The following is a 25,213-nucleotide window of genomic DNA, read 5'->3' as shown; positions in this document are numbered from 1 at the left end:
GCTAAAAGTAGATGTCATTGGCGATAAAATACGCTAGGATCGGCTTTTAAAAGCGAACCAGGAGCCCTACCCCATGTCAAAATCAGCTCATCACTCTGCCACTCTTCAAGTCCGTCAAGCCCTGTGGGCTCTGCAAAAAGAAGTTTTGAATTCACTGAAAGACCAATTCGACCGTGAAGTAGGTTATCAGGCCGCTCCGACAGAATGGTTTCAGGTGCTGATGACCGCAGAACGCTATTTGTGGCTGCGTGAACTGACGTCCCTGATGGCTGACATCGACATCCTGACCGAACTGGAACACATCTCTGAAGAAGACGCCGGCGTGGCCCGCGCAGAAATCGAAAAACTTTTGATCAATCACGTCGAAGAAGGTTTTGGAAAACAGTACCGCGACCTGTTGATGTCCGGTGTCGGTTTATTACCATTGCATTCCCAGTTGAAAGCACATCTGCAGAATCTGCCGGAATCCAAAGTTGAAAAACATCAGACGGCACATCACAGAAAAAACTGGCAGGAAACCCACCGCCAGCAGTCCCGCAAGAAACGCAACTAGCCTTTCACGCACAGCACCTGTTTTAGCACCGCCACGACGTCGACCAGATCCATTTGATTTTTCATCACCTGGTCGATGTCCTTGTAAGCGCCGGGAATTTCGTCAATGACACCGGCGTCCTTACGACACTCCACCCCTGCCGTCTGTTTTTGCAAATCCGTCAGACTGAACCGCCGCTTGGCTTCTGAACGTGACATGCGCCTTCCCGCCCCGTGCGAACAGGAATCAAAAGACTCGGCATTGCCTTTGCCTCTGACAATATAGGATCTGGCTCCCATCGAACCCGGAATGATCCCCAGATCACCTTTTTGGGCACGCACCGCCCCTTTGCGCGTGATCAGGACATTTTCCCCATAGTGCACTTCGCGGGTGGCATAGTTATGATGACAGTTAACCTTCAGTGAATATGGCAGAGGTGCGCCTTTTTTCCCGACGTGATGAGAAATCACCTCCATCACCCGGCGAAGCATCTCTTCGCGGTTTTCCAGCGCATAGCTTTGCGCCCACTCCAGATCGCGCATGTAATTTTCGTACTCGGTGGTGCCCTCCACATAATAAGCCAGATCCGGGTCAGGCAGCTTGACGGCCAGTCTTGCAATTTCCCCTTTGGCGCCGCGGATGTGCTCTTCGGCCAGGCTTTTTCCCACGTTGCGGGAACCGGAATGCAGCATCACCCACACGGCTCCTTCTTCATCGGTGCAGATTTCGATAAAATGATTGCCCCCACCCAGACTTCCCAACTGATGGGACGCGCGGTCTTTCAAGCGCAGCAGGGACACAGACTCCGGCATGTTCTTCCAGCCCTTCCAGTTCTGCACTTCCTGGGTCAGCTTTTTATTGGATTCATGCCCCAAAGGAATCACACTTTCAATTCCGGCGCGCAGACGATACAGATCATGCAGCACCAGTTCCGGGTTTACATTCAGCCGCGCCGCAATCATGCCACAGCCTATATCCACACCGACGGCGGCAGGAATCACCGCGCCTTTGGTAGCGATCACACTTCCGACTGTGGCACCAATTCCCAAATGCACATCCGGCATTGCTGCCACATGCTTAAATACAAATGGCAACGATGCCACATTCTGAAGTTGCTTCAAGGCTTGTGACTCAACTTCGGATTCTGGAGACCAGATTTTCACCGGAACGTGAGCAGACTTGATATTCGACAGGACTGGCATATAGCTCTTCCTCCACCGATGTTTGATCTGTGATAAGATTAACACATGTCGCAGCTGTTTTTTTTGATTATTTTTTTACTGCTGCCACTGGCGCAGCCCTGCTGGGCTTCACAGTTCCCCTTGAGAATTGTGACCGAGCACTGGCCTCCTATTACCTATGAAAATTCAGGATCTGCGGAAGGAATGGCTGTGGATCTGGCGCGCATGATTCAAAAGTCAGCTTCGTTAAGTCAAAGTATTGAGGTTCTGCCATGGCCGCGGGCTTATCACTTGGCCGTGACCCAGCCTGATGTTTTGTTGTTCACAGTGGTCCGCAATCCTGAGCGTGAAAAGCTGTTCACCCTGATCGGCCCCATCGCCAATGGCGAAATCGCCATTTATGTGCGCGGCACCCAGGATCTTGGCAAAGTGACCCTGCAGTCTTTGAAAAAAGAACTGCGCATCGCCGTCCATCGCGGCACCGCCTTCCATAACATTCTGGAGCAAGAGGGTTTCGCCAACATTGTTCCCGTGAATTCATCCGTCAACGCCGCAAAGATGCTGATGTCGGGACGCGTGGAAGCCATCTGCGATGATGAACTGGTCGTTGCCGAACTGTTCCGTCGTGCCGGATACAAATCCAACCCCTTCGTCAAAGTGCTGTCGCTGGCTCACAGTTCTTTGTACTTTGCTTTTTCCCGGGGAACAGCCCCGCTGACCATAAGCAAATGGAAGACCGCCTTTGAAGAAATCAAACGTTCCGGGCAGTATGAACACCTTTACAAAAAATGGTTCCTGAATCTGAAGGCACCGCCAGAAGTTCAACTGTCGCTGCCTCCGGCTCATCCCCTGCTTAAACTTGTTGAAAAGCCTGCAAAAACACCTCGAGTGGCTGAGCTCCTGAAATTCCAGCCTCCCGATTTAAAATAACAAACGGCACCCCGCTGATTCCCAGTGCATAAGCCTCGTCAATCAGCGCGGCCACTTCGTTGAAGCCCTGCTCGCTTTGCAGGAATGTCAGAACCTCATTCTTGTCATAGCCCACTCGTGCCATCACGCTGGCTAAAACTTCGCGCTGGGACAGATCCAAAGCCTCTGCATAGTAGGCCTTATAAATCTCATTGGTGACCGCGACCTGATTTTGTCGAGTGCCCGCCCACCAGATCAGACGATGGCAGTCCATCGTATTGATCTGCACCTGCATTTTATCAAAATGAAGTTCAGCGCCCGCGGCGGCGGCCGCTTGAATCACCCGTTGCTCTGCCATTTGAAAACGTTCGCTATTTCCAAACTTGGCAGCCAGATACACAGCTCGGGGAACGCCTTCTGCCGGAGTGCCCGGATCCAATTGAAACGGAAGAACGCTCACATCAAAGTCATACTCATCTTTGACAGATTCCATGGCCTTAAACAGTGTTGTTTTTCCGACATAACACCACGGACAAACAATATCGACCACCAGTTCAAGTTTGATTTTCTTTTTCATAAGGCACCTCCGCAGTAGTATACTGATTTTCATGAGTCTGCGCCATCACATCGATGAAGTTCTGCGAATCCAGCCGATGCCATCTCCGTGGCCTCGCATGTTCGTCTGCGCTTTTGCGACGGCCTTTCCTTTGGTGATTGGCTCAATCATGGGGCAACTGCCGGTGGCGATCTTCGGCTCTTTGATGGGCTTTCTGCTGCCTTTGAATGATCATTTGGGGACCTTGGGACATCGCCTGTGGACGATCACTCTGACATTCCTGATGATGGCGGCCGGGCTTTCTTTGGGCATCCTGACCCACAAACACAACGCTCTTTTCATTCCCACACTGCTGGGCCTGGTTTACTGGCTGGGGCTCATGGGCGGAGGCAAGGGTGCGGAACTTGAGCGCGCTTTGCTGTTTTCAATCTTTCAGGTGCTGGCCGGGGCTTACGCCGGGGATCTGCAAAAATATTTCGTCCCGATCGTGAGCTATGCTTTCCTGGGTTATCTGTGCGTCTTTGTTTCTCTGGGCATTTTGGTGTTTTTGCGCCGGCACCAGCCCAATCCCTTTGCGCGGCTTCGCACCACCTTGAAAGAATCCATGACCACGGAAAAGTCCCGGCATTTGTATGCCACCGGATATGCGATGGCGATTCTGCTGAGTCTGATTGCCGTGGATGTACTGAAGGTGGATCACGGCTACTGGGCGGTGGGCACCGTGCTGATTATTATGCGTCCGGAGATCAAACAAAGCGTCTATCGCAGCATTCAGCGATTCCTGGGAACATTAGTGGGTGTGATCGTCGCTGATGTGATTATTTATGCCGAGCCGCCGTTGTGGCTGGCTATTTTGATTTTGGCTCTGGTGAGCTTCTGGGGGCCATGGTCCATCATCCGCAGCTACTGGCTGGGGTCGGCGGTCATGGCTGTGATGTTATTGCTTATTCTGGATATGCCCAATCTGGAACGGGGTGATTTGCACACCCCGATGATTCGCCTGACAGCCACGGGCATCGGCTGCATTCTGGCCCTGGTCGGCATCCTGGTGGTGAACCCCCAGGTGCTTTTCCGGCGCCGCAGTTAGTGCTTCTTCCCGACGTACTTCGGGTTCAGCAGATTTTCCATTGAGAACAACTCATCCAACTGCGCCTGAGTCACCACTCCCCGCTCAAGAGCGACTTCCGCGACATTGCGACCGGTCTCTGCACAGATCTTACCAATGCGGTCCCCTTCGTCGTGACCAATGATCGGGTCCAGATATGTCACAATACCAATGCTGTTCATCACATAATCACGGCAACGCTCGGGATTTGCGGTGATGCCCTTCACACATTTGTGCTCCAGGGTTTCACAGGCATTTTTCAAAAGATCCAAAGACTCAAACAAGCTGGAGGCAATGACGGGCTCCATGACATTCAACTGCAATTGACCAGCTTCAGCAGCCAGCGTGATCGCCAGATCATTGCCGATGATTTTGAAGCTGACCTGATTCACAACTTCCGGAATCACCGGATTGACTTTCGCAGGCATAATCGAAGAACCGGCCTGCATTTCCGGCAGATTGATCTCCTTTAAACCCGCACGCGGACCGGAACTGAGCAAACGCAAGTCATTGCAGATTTTGGAAAGCTTCACAGCCGTGCGCTTCAGGGCACCGGAAATGATGATGTAAGCACCACAGTCGCTGGTAGCTTCGATGTAATCTTCTGACTGTACGAAAGGATGACCGGTAACTTCAGCCAGCTTTTGCACCGCCAAAGCAGCATATCCCGGAGGTGTATTAATGCCGGTGCCGATCGCCGTCGCCCCCAGATTCACCTCCAGCATGAATTTCTGAACTGTGCGGGTCAGACGGCCGTCTTCTTTCAGCAAAGTGGCAAAGGCGTTGAACTCCTGTCCCAGGGACATCGGAACCGCGTCCTGCAACTGCGTGCGACCCATTTTTAGAACGCTCTGGAATTCTTTGCCTTTTTTCTCAAAGGCCAAAGCCAGTGAATCCAGTGCCGCCAAAGTTCCATTCAGATGTTCGTACAGCGCCACTCGGAAAGCCGTCGGATACGCATCATTGGTGGACTGGCATTTATTCACATGATCGTTGGGATTGATCACAGAATAGGTGCCTTTTTGCAAACCGCGTTTTTCCAGCGCGATATTGGCAATCACTTCATTGGCGTTCATATTGATGGAAGTCCCGGCGCCGCCCTGATACACGTCAGACGGAAACTGCTGACCCCATTTTTTCGGATCCTGTAAAACAATGTCACAGGCTTCCACCAGGGACTTGGAAACATCCGCCGGGATGGTGCCCAACTCGCCATTGGCCAGTGCGCAGGCTTTTTTCACCAGCGCCAGACCACGCACAAAACTTTGATTGCCCCCTACCGGGATGCCGGAAATCTGGAAGTTTTCCATCGCACGCACGGTGTGAATACCGTAATAAGCTTCCGCAGGGACTTTCTTTTCACCCAGCAAATCTTTTTCTACGCGGAACTTTTCCATCACAAACTCCAAATCTATTTTCTATTGTCCAATTTCAAAACTTCACCGTGCATCATCACGCGAAAACCACTCTCGGGGATTCCGGCACGATCCCTTGCCGCCGCCAATTCCTGAGGCGGCTCAGCCATGGGTTCATCACTGAGGCGGAAAGTGCCCCAGTGTACCCCAATGCTCAGGCGGGAATGAAGATCCTTGTGAATTTTAACTGCTCCATCCGGATCCACATGCTGCTTTCCCATGAACCAGCGTGGTTCATAAGCACCGATTGGAATCAGCGCCAGATCCACGTCTCCAAAACGACTGTGCACGTCTGAAAAATCCTTCGAATAACCGGTGTCGCCGGCATAGAAGAATTTGAATTTTTCTGACTGCACGTGCCAGCCACCCCATAAAGTCTGATTACGATCCCAAAGACTGCGCTGGGTCCAGTGCTGAGCGGGCGTGAAAGTGATCGTCAGTCCATCCAGGCTGAATTGTTCCCACCAGTCGAGTTCTTTGACGTTTTCAATTCCTTCGGATTTCAAAAGGTCCGCATTTCCCAACGGAACCAGGAACAGAGTCTTTCCCTGATTATGTTTGTTCAGTTCACGCAGGGTTTTTAAATCAAGATGATCATAGTGGGCGTGGGAAACCAGAACCACATCCACCGGCGGCAGTTCTTTTTGCTCAAAAGGCAAAGCCACCAGGCGTTTCGGCCCCATGAAACTGACCGGAGACACGCGTTCCGAGAAGACCGGATCAGTGACAACATTTTTTCCGTGCAACTGCAGCAGGAAAGAGCTGTGCCCGATCCAGGTCAGTGTGGTTTCACTTTTATTCTGGCGCAAATATTCTGTGTCTGTTTTCAGCACAGGCGGACGAAACGGCGCTTCGTCTTTATGCGGTCCCGTCAAACGCTCCCACTGCCACTTCCAAAAGCTGGCTTTCGGGGAATTGTCATAGTTGTTGTAAAACTGGGTTTCCCCGCGATGTGGTTTCTGGGGGTCATGATAACGGAAACTTTGGCACCCCAAAAACACAAACAACCCGGCCACAGCGATCAAGGTCAATTTCATGCCCCGCAGAGTCTCACCCAGCGCCTTTACAGGCAAGAATTTGGTTGCCACCGACGCCCCAAGATATTACGACAGAGCTTTGACAAAATGACCGAACACCCCAGCAAGGACACCCCTGTGATTCGTGAATTCTGGAAGCGCCAAAACCTCTCGAAAAAAGTCACCATCCTGTTCATTTTGACACTGTTTTTCCGAGCTTTTTTCTCGCTGAATATCGGCCTGATTGATGACGAGGCTTACCACTGGTCCTGGGCCAAATGGCCCCAGCTTTCCTATTTTGACCACCCGGCCATGATTGCGTGGCTTGAAGCCATCACCACCAGTGCTTTTGGTGACACCTATCTGGGGGTGCGTCTGCCGGGCTTCCTGTGCTTTGTGGGCACGGTCATTCTGCTTTACAAACTGACTCGCGATTTGTTTGACGACTGGGCGGCTATTTTTGTCGGCGTTGTTTTGCTGTGGTCCCCGTTCTGGGGCTTTGGCGGCTATGTGGCATCTCCGGAACCTCCCTTCATGTTCTGCTGGGTGGCGGCATCCTACGTATTCTGGCAGGGCGTGCGTGAAGACGGCAAAGCCTGGAGCGTGAAAAAAACCTGGATCTGGCTGGGCATCCTGATGGGCCTGGGTCTGAATTCAAAATTCATCATCGCCCTTTTGGCGCCGGGTTTTGGCCTGTATCTGCTGGCGACACCTTCCCGCCGCAAGGACCTTTTAACGCCGTGGCCGTGGGTGGGGTTGCTGATTGCGACTGTTCTGGCGACACCGATCTTCCTGTGGAATCACCTGCATGAGTGGCCGGGTTTCAAATATCAGTTCCATGATCGTCACACGGGCGCCAAATTTGATATCGGCCGCTGGCTGGTGTTCTTCGGAGCTCAGTTGCTGTTTGCCACTCCGTTCCTGTACGTGATGATCGCGCTGGCGTTTGTCACTTCATTCATTAAACGCCACGAGGCGCGCTGGAGATTCCTGCTGTGCCTGACCCTGCCTTCGATTGCGATCTTCTATCCACAGCCGCTTTGGGCGGAATACAAGCCCCACTGGAGTGGTGCGGCCTACACCCTGCTGTTGATGGGTGCGGGGGCGATCTGGTCTCAGGGTTTGGTATGGGGTCGTCGTCAAGTTGTTCAGGCGCGAAGCAAAGTCTTCACCTGGGGTATTGGCGCCTTCTTTGTGCTGCTGGCTTTGATCAGCTACACACCGTTTGCTTATCCGTGGATTCCTAAAGCGTACAAACTGTTCAACCCCAATGGCGAGTGGCAGACCACCTATGACTTCAGTAACGAATTCACCGGCTGGGAAGACCTGGGGCGCTATGTGAATCGTCGTCAGCGTGAAATCCACGCAGAAAGCGGCAGCAAACCGTTCATCGCGGCTCACCGCTATGAAAACACGGCGCAGACCACCTGGGGCACAAAACAGAAAGTGTACATGCTAAGTTCTACGGTCAGTCATTACACCGTGATGCAGTCCCCGGAAGAAATGAACAATCTGAAGGGACAAAACGCGATCTTCGTCAGCACGGAAAAATATCCGGCCGATCCGATGGAGTGGGCCGCTTGGGATGGTTGCGACAAAGAGACCTTGAAAACATTCCGTCACGGCATCCACGCAAGAACCTTCAACGTGTACTTCTGCCGCAACTTCCAGGGCATCACGAAATAGCCCTGCCTTTAAAATCGGTCAAAATACCTCAGGCGCAAAGCTCGCCGACAACGCAGTCGAATGAGGTATTTTCACCGATTTAGTTCAACACGTACTCGATAGGAACTGTGATCGACCAGGAGCCTCTTTGGATTTCCTGCGGGAAAGGCTTCAAACCATGGATGCCTTTGACCAGATCCAGGGCCGCCTGATTTAAAGAATCATACGGAGTCTTTTCCACGATCTCACTGGTCAGCAAGGAACCATCCTGCGCCAGTGTAAAGCGCATGGTGACTTTTCCGGTCTGACCCATTTTTTTGGCGAGCATTGGATAGCGCTTACGGCGCTCCAGCAGCTTTTTGATCTCGTAAAGGTAACGCTGCTCCGGCGACACTTCACTTCCGTTGACAACCCCTTCACGGCCTTCCAGGCCCCCTTTGTCAGAAGTCCCCGCCAAGGAACCCGCCGCCTTCCCGTTAGCAACAGGTTGCGGAGCCGCTTCCGTTACTTTCTCAGACTTGATGGCCGGGCCTTCGGAGTTGTCGGCCACCACCGGGGCTTTCATCTTCGCGGCCTTGACTTGTTGTTCGTGCTTTGGAGCCTGAACCGTGCCGCCATCGCCGTACTGAAGCTCCACGCCCACGGGCAGCGGAAGCACTTCCGGAGCCGCCATACCCACCGCCAGCGCGAACAGCCCGCCATGCAAAAGCACCGACAGGGTCACGGAACGGCTGATATTCAAAGATAATGAGAATTGTTTATTGGACATGGTCTTGGCCAATTTATAGATTCTTGGCCCGGAAAACTCAATACAGGCCCCCCAAATTGAGCCCAAATGTAATTAATTTAGATCTGAGCCTTTGCTAATGAAAGCGAAATGAAAAAATGGACATTTGGCAGAGGGAAATCTAAAACCTAGGCCCTGATGAGCTCCCTGAACCCGCATTTCACCTTTAACTACTCCCAACCCGAGGAATACCGTTTTTCCCATGATTCGGTGTTTTTGGCGCGTCAGGTGTTTGAGCTTTTGAACGAGGATCTGGGCACCATGACCGCCCTGGATCTGTGTTCCGGCTGCGGGATCGTGGGCCTTGATTTTCTGTATCACTGCAAATCAGAAAACCGCGCCTATCCTTCCGGATTTGATTTCATGGAAGTGCAGGATGTTTATCGCGAGCACTTTGAAAAAAATCGGGCCGCCTTTGGCGACAACCCGCCTTCAGTGAATTTCGTAAATCAGAATTACGAATCGCTGCGGACCGCTGAATTCAGCGGCCGCTATGATCTGATTCTGAGCAACCCGCCTTACTTCCGCATCAATCAGGGAAAGCTTTCGCCCTCAGAGTTTAAAAACCGCTGTCGTTTCTTTATTGATTCTGATTTTACAAATTTGATTCGTGGAATCGATGCGGCACTGAAACCACAGGGTCGCGCTTATATTTTACTGCGCGATTTACAGGATCACGGCTGGAATCCTTTGGAAGAAGCCCGTCGTCTGCTCAACGGACACCGTGAAATAAAAAAGGTGGCCGACATTCGCGGCACACCTTTGGTTTTAATCAGCTAAAAGAGGCTGACAGCCGACTAGCGGCAGAAAATGGAACCGATGGTTTGTGGTTTCAATGGGAAGATCTGTTCATGCTGGATCTGACCCACCAGACGACCGCTGATACCGTATTCCAGATTGATCAGATACTTGCCGTCACCCGCGCGATTTTCAACGCAAGTATAAGCCAAAGAACGGTCCGGAGTGTTTTGTTCAGAGCGATCCGCTTTTTTGCAGATCATATTCACAGCAAAATCACCATCGAAAGTCGAAAGCACACCCTGCTTCAAATTCACAACGGCTGTATCCTGAATCACAAAGGACAAAGCTGTGTTGTCATAAAGACTGCCAGAGCACTTCGCAACCACCGCCGGAGATACATCGGCTTGAGCGGACAAAGAAACAAACATAGCCAGAGCGACGAAAACGGATTTCATAAAAACTCCCGGGTTTAAAATTCGAGGGTTTTTTAACAAAATTCACCGCAGTTCGAAAGGGCTTTTACCAAACCCTACCGAAGTTTCATCTTTCTAAACGCCTAAATGGTGGAAATAGCTGGAAGTTTTGAAGAGATTATAGTGTTCCGGCGAAAGCCGGCAGTGCTGAACTGCTCCAGCTTGCGCGCCTGCCGGCGCTCCAGGTCTGCCGGGCGCCGCCCGAAAAAAAAGCCCGCATCCGTGAGGACAGGGGCTTGAGTGATTTTTTCTTTAAGCGAAAATCTTAAACGTAAGATCCGCGTTTGATTTTCTCAAGAATCAGCTTTTCTGTCTTGATTGGATCTTTCGGGTCGACAGAGAAGAAGGACTGCTGCTCGCAACGAATCTTTTCTTTGATCAACCAGCGCAGGATGTCCGCCAGATTTTTGTTCTTTTTATCCAGGAAGAACGGATCGTTTTCCAGCGCATCTTTGGCTTTTTTCAAAGCGCGCGCTTCTGCCGGATCGGATTCTTTCACTTTGTAGTGAGGCAGATCGTATTTTTTCACGTCTTCCGGCAACACGCCCAGGAACTTCACGTTCGGTGCGGAGAAGTCAGCATTACGGATCAAAGACGCGGCGGAACCGGCTTTCAAAGTACGATAGATATTCTGCATGGTGTACGCATCGAGATCCCCGAAGAAGTACATTGGAACATCCAATTCTTCCTGGATCAGTTTTGCCCAGCCACGCACACCGTTGGATGGAACCCCTTGAGCACCCATCACGATACAGTTGTTACGTTTGGTGAAGCCCATGGTTACCAGCGTATTCGCCGTACCTTCGGATTCCACGATCAGACAGAAATCGATTTTCTTTTTTGCCTTCAGCTTCAGCGCCTGAGGTTTGTTCTTTGGCTGGAATGGAGACGTTCCCAAAGTGGAAAGGTCGATCACGGCCTTGTCCCCGTCTGCCAAAGTCTCAGTCACAACCAGTTGCTGGGAATAAGTCTGCCCACCACGGTCATTGGCGAAAACGTTCAGTTCTTCACGGTACACTTCCAGCATATCGCCGATGAAGTCGATGATAGAGTCGGATTCAGGCTGATCTTCGAAATCCAGTGGTTTCAAACGCGGATTGCCTTTGATCTCACCTTTACACATGTAATAAAGCTCACGCTTCGTATTCACGGTGCCGGTTTCAAGATTGCGCAAAAGCATTTCCAAAAGGAACACCACACGCGCCAGTTTCTGCACGGAAGAAACGTTCAACTCAGTACGAACAACCTTGTCCCCCGGAGTCAGGTAGCCCACTTTGGCGTTGTACAAAGAGTTGTCCAAAGAAGTTTTCACCGCCTCAAGAACCGGACGCTTGGAGGACTCCAGGTCTTTCAGCATCTTGTCCGCAAGAATGCGGGCTTCTTTAGGAATATCAATTTTCAAATCGCGAATGCTGAGTAGTTTTGCCATTACGCTTTTTTCCCAGTGGTTTTCTTAGTGGTTACAGTCTTTTTGGTGGTGGTTTTCTTGGTCCCTTGCGGTTCCTCGGAAGCCTCTTCCACCAGATCACTTGAGGAAATCACATCAAATTCCTCTTCGTCACCGTGAGCGATGCCTTTTTTCTTGTCGCGTTTTTTCTGCTCAAGAAGTTTGGATTCCGCTGCTTCCAAATCCGCCATCGCGTCTTCGGAATCACGGCCCAGAAGTTTCTTCAAACCTTCTTCGGCTTTCTTCTTGCGGGACTCTGGTGCCTTGATGATTCTTGCCAAACCTTCAACCAGGATCGGACCGAACTGCTCAATGTGCGCCAGTTTTCTTTCAAGATCCGCTTCCTTCACTTCTTTTTTGATGTGACGGGACAGCTTTTGACCGGCTTGGATCAAAGCCAGACGGATTTCCGCAACCAGCTCCTCGGAAGCATCAATAGTTTCCTTGGAGGCATTTTTAAACTTGATGAACGGAGACACGATGGAAACCGCGAAGATGTACGGACCCAATGGCAAAGAGTCTTTAGGCTGACCCAAACCATAGGATTTCCAGTTCACGGACTCGATCGCCCACGTGATCGCACAACCGGATTTATCAAATTGCAGCGGAACGCGGTTGGCGAAACGAAGCAAAGTCACCGGAGAATCAGCCTCCTGATTGCGGGTTTTGAAACGCGCCAGCGCCACTTCCACCACAACCGGCTTGAAGTCACAGATGGTCGGCTTGCGGGTCACAACGGCGAAGAAGTCAATTTCACCCAGACGAGTGATGGATTTGGACAGCGCCTCTTCCCCCACAGTCAGAACAGACTTCGTGCTTGGAGCCATCAGATCTGTGTTTTGCACAGCCTGGAAGACCTTCTTGAAGTCTTCCTCACTCAACGCGGTCAAAGGTTTCTCAAGAAGACCTTTTGGCAGACCTTTTTTCACGAAATCAGAAATGGACTGGTCCGAAATACGGGAGAAACCCGTTTTCAAAAACTTGGACAAAGTCGTTTTACCGAACAAAGTGGAGTGCGTGATGAACTCACCCAGCTTGAAGGTGTGAGGATGCGGCAAAGATGCTTCCGGAACTTTCGGCACATCGGTGCTTACGCGGGTTACGGTCACGAAGTCGCCGTCCGTCAGCTTGTAGGTGATGGTCATGTGAGGATTCACCAGAATGGTGCCCTCGATGTAAGTCAAAAGACCACCGTCACCGTTCAGTTGAATACGTCCATCCAGAACAAATTCAACGCGGGTTCCATGCTCACGATCCCAATCCAGAGTTTCTTTGTTTTTCAGAACACCGGTGTTGGATTTGATGTCGACATCCACTTGTGCGGAGATCGCTTTGCGCATTTTTTTGGTTTTGGAAATAACACTCACACCACGGGCATTGGTCATCTGCGCCCAGGTGGTCGCCGCAGAGATACCGATACCTTGCTGACCACGGGAGCACTGACCACGACCAAATTTGGAAGAGGCAAGATATTCACCGTAAACCTTGGCAAGGTCTTCACCTTCGATACCAGGGCCGTTATCTTCAACAACGATGCGAATTAAATCAGTATTTTTGGTGGAACCTGCTCCCACCTTGGAGATCTCAACCAGCAGATCCGGCAAGATACCAGCCGATTCGCAGGCATCCAATGAGTTGTCCACGGCTTCTTTCAAGGTCGTCAAAACGGCCTTCAAAGGAGATGAGAAACCCACCTGCTGGAGGTTCTTAGCAAAATATTCAGCTGTGCTACTTTTGGTAATTTTGCTCACAGTCGCTTGGTCCTTACACGATGTTAACGAATTTTAATGAATGACTTTCATAGGTTAAGCCGAACGCAGGGGGTCAAAGCAAGACTTAAGGCTTAGTGATGCTTGGCGTAATTTTAAATGCGAGGAACTGGTAGGCTTTAAAAAGGGGGTCTGGAAGGGTCTAAAAACCCCCCTTTTTCATAGCTATCGATAGGCTTTTCCGCGCCCATTGGACCAGATTTTCAGCCCGGAAGGACTGTTGACGTTCTGGCTGGCCGTGGACGAGTAGGTCAACACACGGTTGTTAATATCCGTGTCACTCGCCACATTTGAAAGGTAAACACCTGAAATATCATTCCATACACAACCGGCAATCTGACTGCCACCACCAGGCACAATTGAAATCGCAATATCGGCGGGCACACTGACAGCATTAGGGACTTCAATTGCAGCACCCCCGTTACCACCGTTGTAACCATTCGCATCCGTATTCAGATTTCCAGCATCATTCAGGTCGGCCAGACCACCAGATCCACCGCCACCTCCAAAGTGACCGCCGCCGCCGCCGCCACCAAAGGTGATATCACAGGCTCCGGCACCACCGCCAAAGCCGGCACCGAATCCGCCGCGCCCAAAGAAGGCCTCACCCGGATTATTCCCCAAAGCAGAACCAATCAAACACGTGCTGCCACCCTGCCCGGCACTTCCATGAGTGCGCGCAACTCCATTAGAGGGAGTATAATCACCCGCTGGAGATGCTCCGCCCGCAACGGCAGTGGCTGGAGATCCCCCGGTACCACCACTGGAGGCTCCGGCGGTTCCACTGACGGCTGCGGATGCAGGTCCTTCACCTGCGCCCCCGGCGCCGCCCGCCCCAACATCACTGTTGTCAGTACCACCGCGACCGCCGCCACCGCCACCACCATAGATCATTCCGTTGTTCAAAATCGTGACGTTGGCGTATTGCGCTTCCACTTTAAACGCAGTTCCTCCGTGCTGACCCATGCGCAGGGACCCCGCGGTCGCTGCGGGTGCAAGCCCTCCCGCACCGGCGGCACCAATGATCAAACCATCATTGATCAGACGAACCCGCGCCGTGGCCGCCAAAGATCCCGTGCGCATCGCCGGCAGTGCCGGATCATTGCTGGAAACCTTTACCATCGGATTCACACGCACCACAAATGTGCGCGCCGAAGCCGCCACCGCCCCGCTGTATTGAGCCACAGCCTGGTCATAAATGTTGTAATTCAAAGTGTCTGCCGCAATCGGAGCCAGCACCACCGCATCTGTCATGGAAACAGCGACACTTGCCACCGCAGATTCATTGGTACCGCCGCCACTGTCACGCACCTTCACCGTCACCGTTGCCGAAGCATCAACTCCTGCGCTGGCGGACAGATTCACCGTCAGGTCGCCGTCACCCGCGCGCGTTTGCGTGCAGTCCACGGTCAGGCGCGAAGTGTTTGAATTGGTGCAGATCAATTCAAGATTCTGCAAGTTTTCATTCGCTGGTCCCACATCCACCGTCAACGTGAAGCTTGAAAGTGTCGCTGAACCCGGCGTCAGCAGAATTTCATGTGTGGTGGGAATAGATGTAATTACCGGCGCATCATTCACCGCTTGAACAACGATGGCGATCTCCTGCTCGACGACCGAGTTGCCAGCACCATTACCATCATCAAACCGGATCTTTGCATAACAAGTCCCGAAATAATCTGCGCGGGGCTTGATGCTGACCGCCCCCGTGGCAGCACTGATAACAAAGTCCGAAGCCGGCGTGACCACCACGGACGTGTCATTGCAGGCTGTGCCCGTCAGGCCGGTATAATCCAGAGAATAAGTGCCCAAGCCCTCATCCAAGGAACTTACGGCGGCAGCACTCAGCACATCCACCAGACCCGAGAAAGACGGATCGTCTTCGGTCAGCACGGTCGGGGTTCCAATTGTCAGCGTCGGTTCAGCATTGGCAATGGTGATGTCGATAAACTGCACATCCGTGGCATTTTGAGGATCTTCAGCGTGAATGGCCAAACGGCAGGTTCCGACGTCATCATCATCCGGCGTCCCCGAGATCGTGACCACCCGGCCATTGCCCGAAGGGGTGGCGGTCAGCCATGGACAGGTGTCTGAAACATCCCGGGTCACTGTCACCGTTTCCGGATCGGGATCCGTGATCGCAACGATACAATTATATTGGTCATCTTCATCGATGTTTGCAGCACAGGGCGCAAGACCTGCGGCAATCACCGGCGCATCCTGAACGTTATTCACGGTGATCGCCACATCCGCATACCCTGTCGAAGGGAAGGCGTCGGTCAGGGCAATACGTATCTGACAGACTCCCTGATAGTCCGGTGCCGGCTGGAAAGAAAATGCTCCCGTGACGGAATCAATACTGTAATTCGCCGCCGTCGGCGCCATCGCGTGATCTTCACAGCGATCTCCCGCCACGGTCGGAGTCACCAATGAATAGGTGCTGCCCGCTTCCTCAATCGAAGAAACATTCGCACCGGATATCACTTCAGCCAAAGCGGCATCTTCAGAAATAATGTAGGGTCCGCCCGTCACATTTACGATTGGCGGTGAGTTGGTCACTGCAAGTTCCCACGCAAAGATCGCGGACTGCCCGCCCACGTCATCTTCCGCATACACCGCCACATGGCAGGTCGTCCCGACTTCCGCAGCAGACGGAGTTCCGGTCACGGCGCCGGTGTTGGCATCAATACTTAACCAAGGTCCACAAGTGGTGGCGGCATCCAGATGATAGGTCAACGTCAGCGGCGAAGGCAGGTCCACATCTGTGGCATTAATACCGCAGGCATAAGCATAGTTTTCACCGATGCTGCCCGCACACGCCAAAGTCGTGATCACCGGCACATCATTCACCGGCTGCAGATCCAACGTCACCGTGACCACAGCCGTTTCATTTCCGGCGCGGTCCACGACTTTATAGGTAAAACTGTCATCGATATCATTATCTAAGGATGGAGTGTAAGTGCAGTTCAAAACACTGCTGCCACCGCAACCGGAAAGCGAACCGCGCGCGGGAGCCGTCACAATCTGAATTTTATATTGGTCGTTGTCACTGGGTGTGTTCAGTACAAAAGGAGCCGTCACGTCCTCGGTCACCGACACCGTCTGATCAGCCCCCGGCACCGGAGGTTGATCATCAATCAGAAAAGAACCCAACGGCAATGTTTCCCGGGCATCACGAACCACGGCGATCAATCGCAAGTGATGGGTGCTGCCATCAGCCAGGTGGGAAATATCCCAGTCATAAGCGCCCGTGTTGGACATGCGGTCCTGAATCACCATCCAGGTGTTACCGCCATCCGCCGATGCTTCCAACTTCAAATAGTCTGGCGGAATATCCGCATCCGCCGTCGACCAGCGAATCGGCACAAGAGACGTGGACTTATAGGCGCCGTTCAAGTTTTGAGTCTGAGTGATTTTGCTTGTAAGAATAGCCAAGTCGGCGTTCATACACGCCGAAAGCGACAGAAGCATGATGATGGTCAATCCAAGACGTACAGTACTCATCCTCTATATTATCGGAATATTCTGGTAAAACTGGATTGTTTTGATATTAAAAAGGTGCCATCATTTATCTCACAATGAGAAATCGGTTTTATTCGGAATATCTTTTCATTGCTCTTCTCTGGACCAGTGGCGCCCATGCCACTTCGCTCAGCGCTTCTCCCTGGAGCGGTCAAAAAATGGTTAATCTTGAATTCAACGAAAGTGCCCTGGCCTACGCTCAGGTCATCAATGCGACCTTCAAAGACAGTTCTTTGGCACAAAACACATGGATGCAAATCAATCTGACCAACACGCGCTTTGAAAACACACGCCTGGTGGGCACTCAAAGCAACCGTTCTGAATTTGCTGACATCGAATTTTCCAATTCAAACTTAAGCGGATTCAAGTGCGACCTTTGCCGCTTCACGAACTCCACTTTCAGAAAAGTCCGCCTGGACGGGGCCCGTTTTCTGGGGGGGGCTTTTGCCAACACACGCTTTTTGAATTCTGACCTCAGTCGTGCAGACTTTGTCGGGGTCCGGTTTGAAAACTGCTCGGTCGATGCAGCAACGGCAAAAACCGTTCATCCGGCCATGCTAAAAAAATGGAATCTGCCCGTGCAGGAGCAACCATGAAAGAGCTGCTAAAGTCCCGCGCTTTGCAGATTTATGGGGTCTTGCTGGCCTTAACCCATGTGCTGTCGGCCTATTTCTGGATGGACCGATCGCTGGATCTGGTGGTCCGAAGCGCCGAAAAATCCGCTTCGCTGTGCTGGCCGCTTTTGCCCTCTTGTGAAAGTCTTCGCTTTATCAGCACGGCAACAGCTTCGACATATCTGCAAGTATATGCCGGACTGGGCTTGATCACGGCCGTTCTTTTTTTGCTTAAAAAGATCAAACCCGCTTATCTCCTGCTGCTGGCATTGCTGGGAATGAAGATTTATTTCACAAGCCTTTCCTATGGACTGATGGGCAACTATCACTACATGAGCTTTTTTGTGCAGGTGGCGTTTCTGTTCCTGCCCCACAAAACCACTGTCATTCCCTTCTTTGTCGGAGTCTTTTACTGGGGCGCCGGGATTCTGAAGCTGGATCCTGAATGGCTTTCTGGTGTGTCGTTGATCCACCCAAGCTTTCTGCCACCCCCCCTGCAACATGCAAGTCTGATTTATGCCGTCATTCTGGAATGCATTCTGGTGGTGGGGCTTTTCAGCCGACGTGCATGGATTCGCCATGTGACTCTGGCCCAGTTTGTTTTGTTCCATGCCTTTTCCTGGCACATTGTGGGGTACTTCTATCCCATGACAATGCTGCTGCTTCTGGGAATTTTTGTACTGATTCCTTGGTACAAAGAATCGTGGCAGGCGCTATGGGATGAAAATCTGCAGAATAAAAAGTCCGCTGTGATCTTCACCGTGACACTGGCGCTGCTTCAGATTCTGCCTGTCATCCTGGTGAAAGACAGCGCCGCATCGGGGGCCCCCAGACTGATGTCGTTAAATATGCTGGATGCCCGCATGGAATGCGACACCTTGTTGATTCGTCATCAGGAGCGGGCCAGCGAAGTTTACAATCCCTTCGTGAAAGCCCCTTCCACCCGCACCCAATGCGATCCTCTGGTGTTTCTTTCCCAGATCGAGTCCCTGTGCCAAAACTCTGGCGAAAATTTTGATTTTTGGATGCAGTCCCGTCGCACCACGCAGCTTCAGATGCAAACCCGTCTGATTCTGCGCGATGTCTGCAAAAAATCCCGCGCAGAGCTGATGTGGGCGGAGGTGCTATGAAATACACCTTGTTCGGTCTGTACTGCATCGCTATCGTGGCTTTGCTCATTCGCGCAGAAGTTAGCACCCTGCCCTTGCTGGAAAAAGACCTGAGCTTTCAGGAGCTTCATTCCCCCGTTCACGGAGCAACGCTGACCTATGATTTAAGCCTGCGGGAAACCCGCCAGCCCCAGTCCACTTACCGCGGCAACGCCACCCGATCCGGTCTGGCGATTTCATCGGGGGATCATTTCAAGGCCTTTCAATTGAAATGGCAGGTGCCACAATTAAACAACGGCATTCACCGCGCCAGCAAAAGTTCTCCGGCAGCCGATGAAAAAGGGTTTTATGTCGCTGATGACACGGGTTTTTTACGAGCCTATGACTGGACCGGCTCGTTGCGCTGGCAGTTCTATACCGGAGTCAGCTCCCGCGGCATTCATTCGACTCCTCTGACCGATGAAGACAGTGTTTATGTCGGGGATTATTCCGGCTATCTTTACAGCCTGAACAAGGATACCGGAGCCATCCGCTGGATCACCAAGACCGGAGTCACCATTGGGTCTTCTCCATTCATGAAGGACGGTATCCTGTACGTCGGTATTGAGCTGGCCAAGCCCGACGGTTACCTGCTGGCGATTTCAGCCCGCGAGGGAAAATGGCTTTGGACCTCACCGTTGATCGGCAATCATCCTCACTCATCCCCCACCCTGGGACTGCCGCAGGGGCTGATTCTGATGGGCTCCAACACCGGCGCCATGCAAGGGTACGAACTGAAAAACGGGAAAGCCAAGTGGAGCTTTGCCACTGGCAGCGATATCAAGTGCGCCGCTTTGATTCACGGGGATCGTGCCTACTTCAGTTCCTGGGACGGGTTTATTTATGCAGTCAAAGCTGATTCCGGAGCCTTGATTTGGAAGACCGAACTGGACAAAGGCGGCAGTATGAGCTGCCCCTCCATCAATGCCGACGGCACCATCCTGGCCATCACCGGTTTCATGAAAAATTTTGTCCTGGAAACATCCCATGGAAAAATCCTGTGGGAAAAAGGAATTGCCGGTCGGGCGTCACGTGCACAAGCAAGCCCGCTGATTATTTCCTATGCTCATCAGGAAGTGGCCGTGATGGTGTGTGAAAACAGAAAAGTGTGCGTTTATGATTTGAAGAGTTCCAAAGAGCTTCAGTCACTGACTTTAACCGGGGATTTTTCAGCTTCGCCAGTTTATTTCAAAAATCAACTGTTCGTGGCGACGACGGGGCCGGATGGCCTGCTGGTCTTTACTCAATAGCGGCGCCCCCGGCACCGAGGCGAAGTTTATAACCATTCTTTTCAGCCATCGCACTGCCAAACTGGGAACCCACCGCACCCGTCATCTGCCAGCCACTGGGATGTGTGGCCACGGTCACCTCGCCACCGGAGCTGACAATACGGGTGGTCTCTTTCACAACGGCATCGAACAAAAGATCTTTTTGCCCCTGGAAGCTTCCCAGATTGGTGACCTGCAAAGTTTTGATACCGGGCTCAGAGGACCGGATGCTGCAAACAGAGAAACCAAAGTCATCACTGGGCGTACAGACCACCGGGACCGTGCCCAGTCCTTTGATAACTGTGAACTGAGGAACATAGCCGGCAACAACCGTGTTATCTGAATTCATCAATTGAATCGCAAACTGAAGTTCCGTGACGCCATCGGCTTTTCCTGCGGGACCGACCAGAATTTCTGATTTCGCAAAATCACTGATCGCAGGATCCGTGACCACACCGGCGATGGGTTGTTTGTTGGTAATATCAATTCCAGGCGGAAGTTTGGGACCGCGCAGACCTGCCAAATCCTGCAGACTGGCTTCGATTGAACAGCCTGTCAGCAGCAGCAATAGCGGTAAAAGATTTATCGCAAGGTTCCGAAACATTCCAATGCCCCCGATTGATCTGTCCATTATATCGGCAGGTTTCAGGACTTTCTGTAGATTACATCAGGTTTAGAATCCAGCCCCAATTCAAGAAAACTTTCGAATCTTCCGAAATATCAAAGGTCTATGAGCATTCGGAACGTGATACTATTAATTCTCGGGACAGTGGGGATCTCCGTTTTATCGGTGATCATCACCTTGCGTATGACTCAAACCAAAACAGAATCCGTTGCTCACGTCGCCCCGCCAGCACAACAACAAGTCATGCCAGCACAACTTCCTGCAAACGCTGCGGCGCCAGCGCAGCTTCCACCGAATCCGGCTTTGAATCCTCAAAAACCGAAACCCGCCCCCGTGCCGGAAGCAGGAATGAGCTTCGAGGCCGCAACCATTCCAAAAGAATTCCAGCGTGGTCCGGTGGAACAAAAACCACTTTCCGCAGACAACGTCATCAACAGCCTGATGAAAGAAACTCCGGCTTGTCATGACGAATACAAAGAACACTGCACGAAGAATCGTTTTTTGGCAGAGCACCCACTGGCCTGTTTGCGCAGCAAGAAAGATCAACTTTCCCGGGCATGCTTCAACCAGCTGTCTGCGGTGCGCGACCGTTTTCATCAGGACTGTGGCAATGACATCCAAAAATTCTGCGCGGGGGAGGCAAGCTATTTCGTTTGTTTGAAAAAACGCATGTCTGAACTGTCCCCTTCGTGCAAAAACAACATCGCAAAGTCTTCGCGCCCTTAGTGTCTCACACTGAAACAAGATCTGTATAAATTGGTAATTATTTATCCCCCGATTAATGGATTTGGCAAAATAACCCGATAAATAAGGTATTGAGCGACTATTCGACCTTGTATTGAACGTTTCGGAAGGACATAAGGTATGGATTTTTCAACACTCATTAAATTCACGGCCTCAGCTCTGTGCAGTTTAAGTGTCTCTGCCAATGCCAGCGTATCTCTGACTGAAGTGCCCCAAGGACTGACGGTTCAGGGTCGTATCATTCAACCCAACGGCATGCCGCTGGAAGATTCCCATGTCTCTTTTAATATCAAGGTTCTTTCTCCAGGGCCGGAGACATGCGTGCTGTTTGAAGAAAACCGCACCGTCAACATGACCAACAGCAAAGGGATCATCAACTTCACTCTGGGAAGCGGTGAAAATGGCGCCACGGTCGTGAACACAGGCCCTCTGCTGGCCATCCATCAGGTTTTGAAAAATTCTGCCGCTATCAACGGGCTGACGTCCTGTGCGGCGGGATATACCGCCTATGTTCCACAGCCGGGAGATGCGCGCAAAGTGCGCGTGACCTTCACGGTGGGATCAGACACCATCACTCTGTCCCCGGACTTCCAGATGCGCTCAGTCCCGTTTGCGCTGGAGTCTGAAAACGCCGTGGCCCTGAATGGTAAAAAGGCCTCGGACTTTATTCAAAAATCTGCGAACGTAACGCAGGAAAAAGCAGACACTCTGTTCCTGCCTGCCAACTTTGATGGCTTGCTGTCATTGCTGAATCCTTCGGCCAGTGCGCCCAGCGTGGGTTCCATCGGCATTCCTAACTCTGACGGATCGGCCGCACCTCCGGCGCGTGACGGTCTTATGCGCTATGATGAAAACACCCAGACGGTGCAAGTATCCGTGGGCGGACAGTGGCAGCCGATTGTCACCGGAAACACCGCCGTGGGGTCTTCAAATATCGAAGACGGTTCCATTGGCACAGCGGATTTGGCACCCAATGCGGTGACTGCGGCACAGATCAGTAGCAACGCAGTGACCACGGATAAAATTGCCGATGAGGCCATTACTTCTGACAAGCTGATGAACATGTCCGTCACCAACGCCAAAATCGCCGATGGTGCAATCACGTTTAATAAAATTGCCAACGGCGCCATCAGTACTTCCAAGATCGTGGATTCCGCCATCACCTCTGCCAAAATTCTGGATGGCAGTATTGTCACCGCCGACATGGCTGATTCCGCAATAACCAGCGCGAAGATCGCTGACGGCACAATTGTAACTTCCGATGTCGCAGACTCTGCGATAACCAGTGCCAAGATTGATGACGGGACCATTGTCACTGCCGATCTTGCCAACAATGCCATCACGACGGCTAAAATTGCCGACGGCAACGTGACCGATGCAAAAATCAATTCTGTTTCCGGCAGCAAAGTGACCGGCAACATCCCTGGCAATGCGGCAGGTTTTTATGGGTCTTTAAATGGTGATGTCACCGGCGGGCAAAGCTCAACCGTGGTCACCGCCCTGCAAGGCCGGTCCGTTGCCAACGTCGGACCGGGAGCTGGTCAGGTTTTGAAATGGAATGGGTCTCAATGGACACCGCAGGCGGATAACAACTCGGGCGGTACGATCACCAGTGTTGGGGCCAGTACCGGTCTGACCGGTGGTGGTTCTTCCGGTGCGGTTTCACTGGGACTGACCAATACCGGTGTCGGTGCCGGTTGGTACGGAAGCTCCACGGTTATTCCGACGTTCTACGTCGATGCTCAAGGGCGCATCACTGCTGTCAGTAACGTGGCTGTTGCTGCCGGTGCTGCCTGCGGGGGCACGCCGCACGGACGAATCACTTTGGCGGTCAACTGCGGAACAGCCGCAGTGACACAATGTTTGAACGGCGGCAACGTTTCCATCGGTACAGTTCTGGTTCCCAACGGCTGTGACGGTGACGGCGACGGTTTCTAAACTGTGAAATCACTGACTTCCTATTATCTCATCATCTGCGTGGTCATTCTGGGAGGATACCTTCTTCCCCATGGCCACGAACTGTTTCCGGCTCCGAAAGTTCGCACGCTGAATTTTCCCTCTGTCGAGCAGACTTTCAATCCCGCTTTGCCAGTGCTGGCCCCCGGCACCGTGCCTCAGTTTCCCGCGGCTGACATTATCCTGCAGGAAAATCTGTTTGCGCCCTTTGCAGTTTTGCGAGATCAGAATCTTTCAGGAAAAAACCTTTCAAAATCAAATCTGAGCTTTGCAGATTTACGAAACGCGAATCTGAAAGGCACCAACCTTTCGGAGGCGCTGCTTTACGGAAGCCAGTTGCAAGGAGCCCTGTTTGACTCCGGCACCCGTCTGCCCTTTTCATCCGAGACTGCCCGGTCTTTGGGAATGCGAGAAGAGCGATGAAGACCCTAAAGTCCGAGCTGCAAAAACAGCCTGCCTTGTGGATTGTTGGGGTTATTTTAAGTCTTGAACACCTGCTGACTGTTTTTTTCTGGCTGAGCGAAAGACCCCTGCTGTTGATTCTTTCTCCGTCAACGCCCTCGGTTTGCTGGCCGTTGTTTTCACAATGTGACGCTTTCAAACCCGGTCCCGAGCTTTTGCAGATGCTGCTGGGCACTTATGCTGTGCTGGCCGTGATTTCATCGGCTCTGTGGGCCCTGAAAAAGAAGCCCCAATGGGCCGTCGGACTGCTTTGGGCTTTGCTGCTGTTCAAACTGGGGTTCATTCTTCTGGATTATCGTCTGACCGGGAACTATCACTACATTCCCACACTGATAACATTCGCATTCCTGCTGATCCCGGATCGCGCCCGGTCCCTGCCGATGGCATTCTTCGTTTTGTATTTTACGGCCGGATTATTAAAGCTGAACAGCCAGTGGCTGAGTGGCTCGGCCATCAACGAACGACTGCTCCCGGCCTTGTTCACTGAACTGGGTGTCTGGTATGTGCTGGTTCTGGAACTGGGATTGATTTTTCTATTGTTTGCCAAAAACAATCGATGGTTTTACTTCGTGTTTTCGCAGTTGGTGATTTTTCACCTTTATTCCTGGCACCTGACCCGATTCTTTTATCCATCCGTGATGTTATTGCTGCTGGGAACACTGTTGATCACACGGCCCCTGGTTTCCGACTGGAGCATCAAAGCCACATTCCAAAAAGTCTTTGCCCTGCGAAGCGCTGTGATTCTGACGGTGATCTTCCTGGCCTTGCAGTTGCCGCAATACTATCTGCCCGGCGATGCCGCATTGACGGGCGAAGGGCGCATGTATGCGCTGATCATGTACGACGGGCGTGTGCAGTGCGAACCTCATGTGACCTTGTGGAAAAAAGATCAAAGCAAAGAAACCGTGCCGCTGACACCTCCCTGGCTGATGACCCGCACTGCCTGTGATCCCCTGGTTTACATGCGGTTGGCAGAGCACCTCTGCCAGTGGAGCGCCAAAGATTCGTCGATTCTGCAGGCAGATCTGACGGTGCCCGTGCGCTATCAGGGCGAAAGCCAGTGGCAACCTCTGGTTGCCGCCACCAACGTCTGCAAAAAACCCCTGACTTATTCAAGTTTCTTTCCCAACTCGTGGATTGCGAAGTTTCAAAAGGACTTTCAGATAAACGGGTCAAAGTGAGATCTCATTGTTTCAAAATGGGAACACCTCTTCAATTTCTGGTTAAAATTCCGATAAGTAGCTCATGGGAACGTCACGGGTTTTTCTTTCTTTTTCGGCC

At 52.0% G+C, this 25,213-nt stretch carries 22 protein-coding genes; 12 read left to right on the top strand and 10 right to left on the bottom strand.

What is annotated here, in order from left to right:
- Nucleotides 1-73 precede the first annotated feature (73 nt).
- On the top strand, nt 74-553 hold the full coding sequence (locus tag B9G79_RS04970) for a hypothetical protein (protein WP_088564552.1): 480 nt from the start codon (nt 74-76) through the stop codon (nt 551-553).
- Here the strand turns inward: B9G79_RS04970 and B9G79_RS04965 are convergent.
- Nucleotides 550-1,734 (bottom strand): RtcB family protein, encoded by a 1,185-nt coding sequence (locus B9G79_RS04965; RefSeq protein WP_088564551.1) that lies wholly within the window; start codon nt 1,732-1,734, stop codon nt 550-552. The two genes, B9G79_RS04970 and B9G79_RS04965, sit on opposite strands and share 4 nt — an antisense overlap.
- A gap of 45 nt (nt 1,735-1,779) precedes the next feature.
- Here B9G79_RS04965 and B9G79_RS04960 point away from each other — a divergent pair, with 45 nt between their 5' ends.
- Nucleotides 1,780-2,643 carry a substrate-binding periplasmic protein gene (locus B9G79_RS04960; RefSeq protein ID WP_088564550.1) on the top strand — a complete coding sequence of 288 codons (864 nt, stop codon included), beginning with the start codon at nt 1,780-1,782 and terminating at the stop codon, nt 2,641-2,643.
- Here B9G79_RS04960 and B9G79_RS04955 read toward each other — a convergent pair.
- Nucleotides 2,567-3,199 (bottom strand): DsbA family oxidoreductase, encoded by a 633-nt coding sequence (locus B9G79_RS04955; protein ID WP_157678720.1) that lies wholly within the window; start codon nt 3,197-3,199, stop codon nt 2,567-2,569. The two genes, B9G79_RS04960 and B9G79_RS04955, sit on opposite strands and share 77 nt — an antisense overlap.
- Before the next feature lie 31 nt (nt 3,200-3,230).
- Here B9G79_RS04955 and B9G79_RS04950 point away from each other — a divergent pair, with 31 nt between their 5' ends.
- The gene (locus tag B9G79_RS04950) at nt 3,231-4,265 is read left to right on the top strand and encodes an FUSC family protein (protein ID WP_088564548.1); all 1,035 of its coding nucleotides are present in this window, start codon (nt 3,231-3,233) and stop codon (nt 4,263-4,265) included.
- On the opposite strand, the gene aspA is transcribed toward B9G79_RS04950, so the two are convergent.
- Together aspA and B9G79_RS04940 are read right to left on the bottom strand one after the other, a co-directional pair.
- Nucleotides 4,262-5,680, bottom strand: coding sequence for an aspartate ammonia-lyase (gene aspA, locus B9G79_RS04945; RefSeq protein WP_088564547.1), 1,419 nt, complete (start codon nt 5,678-5,680; stop codon nt 4,262-4,264). The genes B9G79_RS04950 and aspA overlap by 4 nt on opposite strands.
- Nucleotides 5,681-5,694: 14 nt before the next feature.
- A complete protein-coding gene (locus B9G79_RS04940) occupies nt 5,695-6,735 on the bottom strand; it encodes an MBL fold metallo-hydrolase (protein ID WP_088566779.1) in 1,041 nt (346 codons plus the stop codon).
- Nucleotides 6,736-6,822: 87 nt separating this feature from the next.
- Here B9G79_RS04940 and B9G79_RS04935 point away from each other — a divergent pair, with 87 nt between their 5' ends.
- Nucleotides 6,823-8,400, top strand: a complete 1,578-nt coding sequence (locus tag B9G79_RS04935; RefSeq protein ID WP_088564546.1) for an ArnT family glycosyltransferase — start codon at nt 6,823-6,825, stop codon at nt 8,398-8,400.
- A 79-nt stretch (nt 8,401-8,479) separates the two neighbouring features.
- On the opposite strand, the gene B9G79_RS04930 is transcribed toward B9G79_RS04935, so the two are convergent.
- Nucleotides 8,480-9,148 carry an energy transducer TonB gene (locus B9G79_RS04930; protein ID WP_088566778.1) on the bottom strand — a complete coding sequence of 223 codons (669 nt, stop codon included), beginning with the start codon at nt 9,146-9,148 and terminating at the stop codon, nt 8,480-8,482.
- 156 nt (nt 9,149-9,304) lie between these two features.
- On the opposite strand from B9G79_RS04930, the gene B9G79_RS04925 reads away from it, so the two are divergent.
- Nucleotides 9,305-9,946: a methyltransferase gene (locus B9G79_RS04925; RefSeq protein ID WP_088564545.1), complete on the top strand. Its 642-nt coding sequence runs from the start codon at nt 9,305-9,307 to the stop codon at nt 9,944-9,946.
- A 17-nt stretch (nt 9,947-9,963) separates the two neighbouring features.
- Here B9G79_RS04925 and B9G79_RS04920 read toward each other — a convergent pair whose 3' ends face one another.
- From B9G79_RS04920 to B9G79_RS18475, 4 genes are all read right to left on the bottom strand, one after another.
- Nucleotides 9,964-10,362 (bottom strand): hypothetical protein, encoded by a 399-nt coding sequence (locus B9G79_RS04920; RefSeq protein WP_088564544.1) that lies wholly within the window; start codon nt 10,360-10,362, stop codon nt 9,964-9,966.
- A 283-nt stretch (nt 10,363-10,645) separates the two neighbouring features.
- Nucleotides 10,646-11,809 (bottom strand): DNA topoisomerase VI, encoded by a 1,164-nt coding sequence (locus B9G79_RS04915; protein ID WP_088564543.1) that lies wholly within the window; start codon nt 11,807-11,809, stop codon nt 10,646-10,648.
- A complete protein-coding gene (locus tag B9G79_RS04910; protein WP_088564542.1) occupies nt 11,809-13,578 on the bottom strand; it encodes a DNA topoisomerase VI subunit B in 1,770 nt (589 codons plus the stop codon). The genes B9G79_RS04915 and B9G79_RS04910 overlap by 1 nt, the downstream gene beginning before the upstream one ends.
- Before the next feature lie 183 nt (nt 13,579-13,761).
- A complete protein-coding gene (locus B9G79_RS18475) occupies nt 13,762-17,097 on the bottom strand; it encodes an Ig-like domain-containing protein (protein WP_157678718.1) in 3,336 nt (1,111 codons plus the stop codon).
- Nucleotides 17,098-17,273: 176 nt separating this feature from the next.
- On the opposite strand from B9G79_RS18475, the gene B9G79_RS04900 reads away from it, so the two are divergent.
- The 3 genes from B9G79_RS04900 to B9G79_RS04890 are packed head-to-tail and all read left to right on the top strand — an operon-like array spanning nt 17,274 to nt 20,127.
- Nucleotides 17,274-17,711, top strand: coding sequence for a pentapeptide repeat-containing protein (locus B9G79_RS04900; protein ID WP_088564541.1), 438 nt, complete (start codon nt 17,274-17,276; stop codon nt 17,709-17,711).
- Nucleotides 17,708-18,859, top strand: a complete 1,152-nt coding sequence (locus B9G79_RS04895) for a hypothetical protein (protein WP_088564540.1) — start codon at nt 17,708-17,710, stop codon at nt 18,857-18,859. The genes B9G79_RS04900 and B9G79_RS04895 overlap by 4 nt, the downstream gene beginning before the upstream one ends.
- On the top strand, nt 18,856-20,127 hold the full coding sequence (locus B9G79_RS04890; protein WP_088564539.1) for an outer membrane protein assembly factor BamB family protein: 1,272 nt from the start codon (nt 18,856-18,858) through the stop codon (nt 20,125-20,127). Before B9G79_RS04895 ends, B9G79_RS04890 begins: the two co-directional genes overlap by 4 nt.
- Here the strand turns inward: B9G79_RS04890 and B9G79_RS04885 are convergent.
- Complete coding sequence (locus B9G79_RS04885; RefSeq protein ID WP_088564538.1) at nt 20,117-20,749, bottom strand: hypothetical protein; 633 nt, start codon at nt 20,747-20,749, stop codon at nt 20,117-20,119. The genes B9G79_RS04890 and B9G79_RS04885 overlap by 11 nt on opposite strands.
- A 141-nt stretch (nt 20,750-20,890) precedes the next feature.
- Here B9G79_RS04885 and B9G79_RS04880 point away from each other — a divergent pair, with 141 nt between their 5' ends.
- The 4 genes from B9G79_RS04880 to B9G79_RS04865 all read left to right on the top strand — a co-directional run bounded on the left by B9G79_RS04880 (nt 20,891) and on the right by B9G79_RS04865 (nt 25,113).
- Nucleotides 20,891-21,496: a hypothetical protein gene (locus tag B9G79_RS04880; protein ID WP_232469177.1), complete on the top strand. Its 606-nt coding sequence runs from the start codon at nt 20,891-20,893 to the stop codon at nt 21,494-21,496.
- A 138-nt stretch (nt 21,497-21,634) separates the two neighbouring features.
- The gene (locus tag B9G79_RS04875; protein WP_088564536.1) at nt 21,635-23,452 is read left to right on the top strand and encodes a hypothetical protein; all 1,818 of its coding nucleotides are present in this window, start codon (nt 21,635-21,637) and stop codon (nt 23,450-23,452) included.
- Nucleotides 23,453-23,455: 3 nt separating this feature from the next.
- A complete protein-coding gene (locus B9G79_RS04870; RefSeq protein WP_088564535.1) occupies nt 23,456-23,893 on the top strand; it encodes a pentapeptide repeat-containing protein in 438 nt (145 codons plus the stop codon).
- The gene (locus B9G79_RS04865; protein ID WP_088564534.1) at nt 23,890-25,113 is read left to right on the top strand and encodes a hypothetical protein; all 1,224 of its coding nucleotides are present in this window, start codon (nt 23,890-23,892) and stop codon (nt 25,111-25,113) included. The genes B9G79_RS04870 and B9G79_RS04865 overlap by 4 nt, the downstream gene beginning before the upstream one ends.
- Nucleotides 25,114-25,213: the final 100 nt, after the last annotated feature.

Origin of the sequence: Bdellovibrio bacteriovorus, assembly GCF_002208115.1 — a bacterium.
In the GTDB taxonomy this organism is placed as follows: domain Bacteria; phylum Bdellovibrionota; class Bdellovibrionia; order Bdellovibrionales; family Bdellovibrionaceae; genus Bdellovibrio; species Bdellovibrio bacteriovorus_C.
The sequence above is the reverse complement of the archived record's forward strand: the minus strand, read 5'-3'. Positions and strand labels throughout refer to the sequence as shown.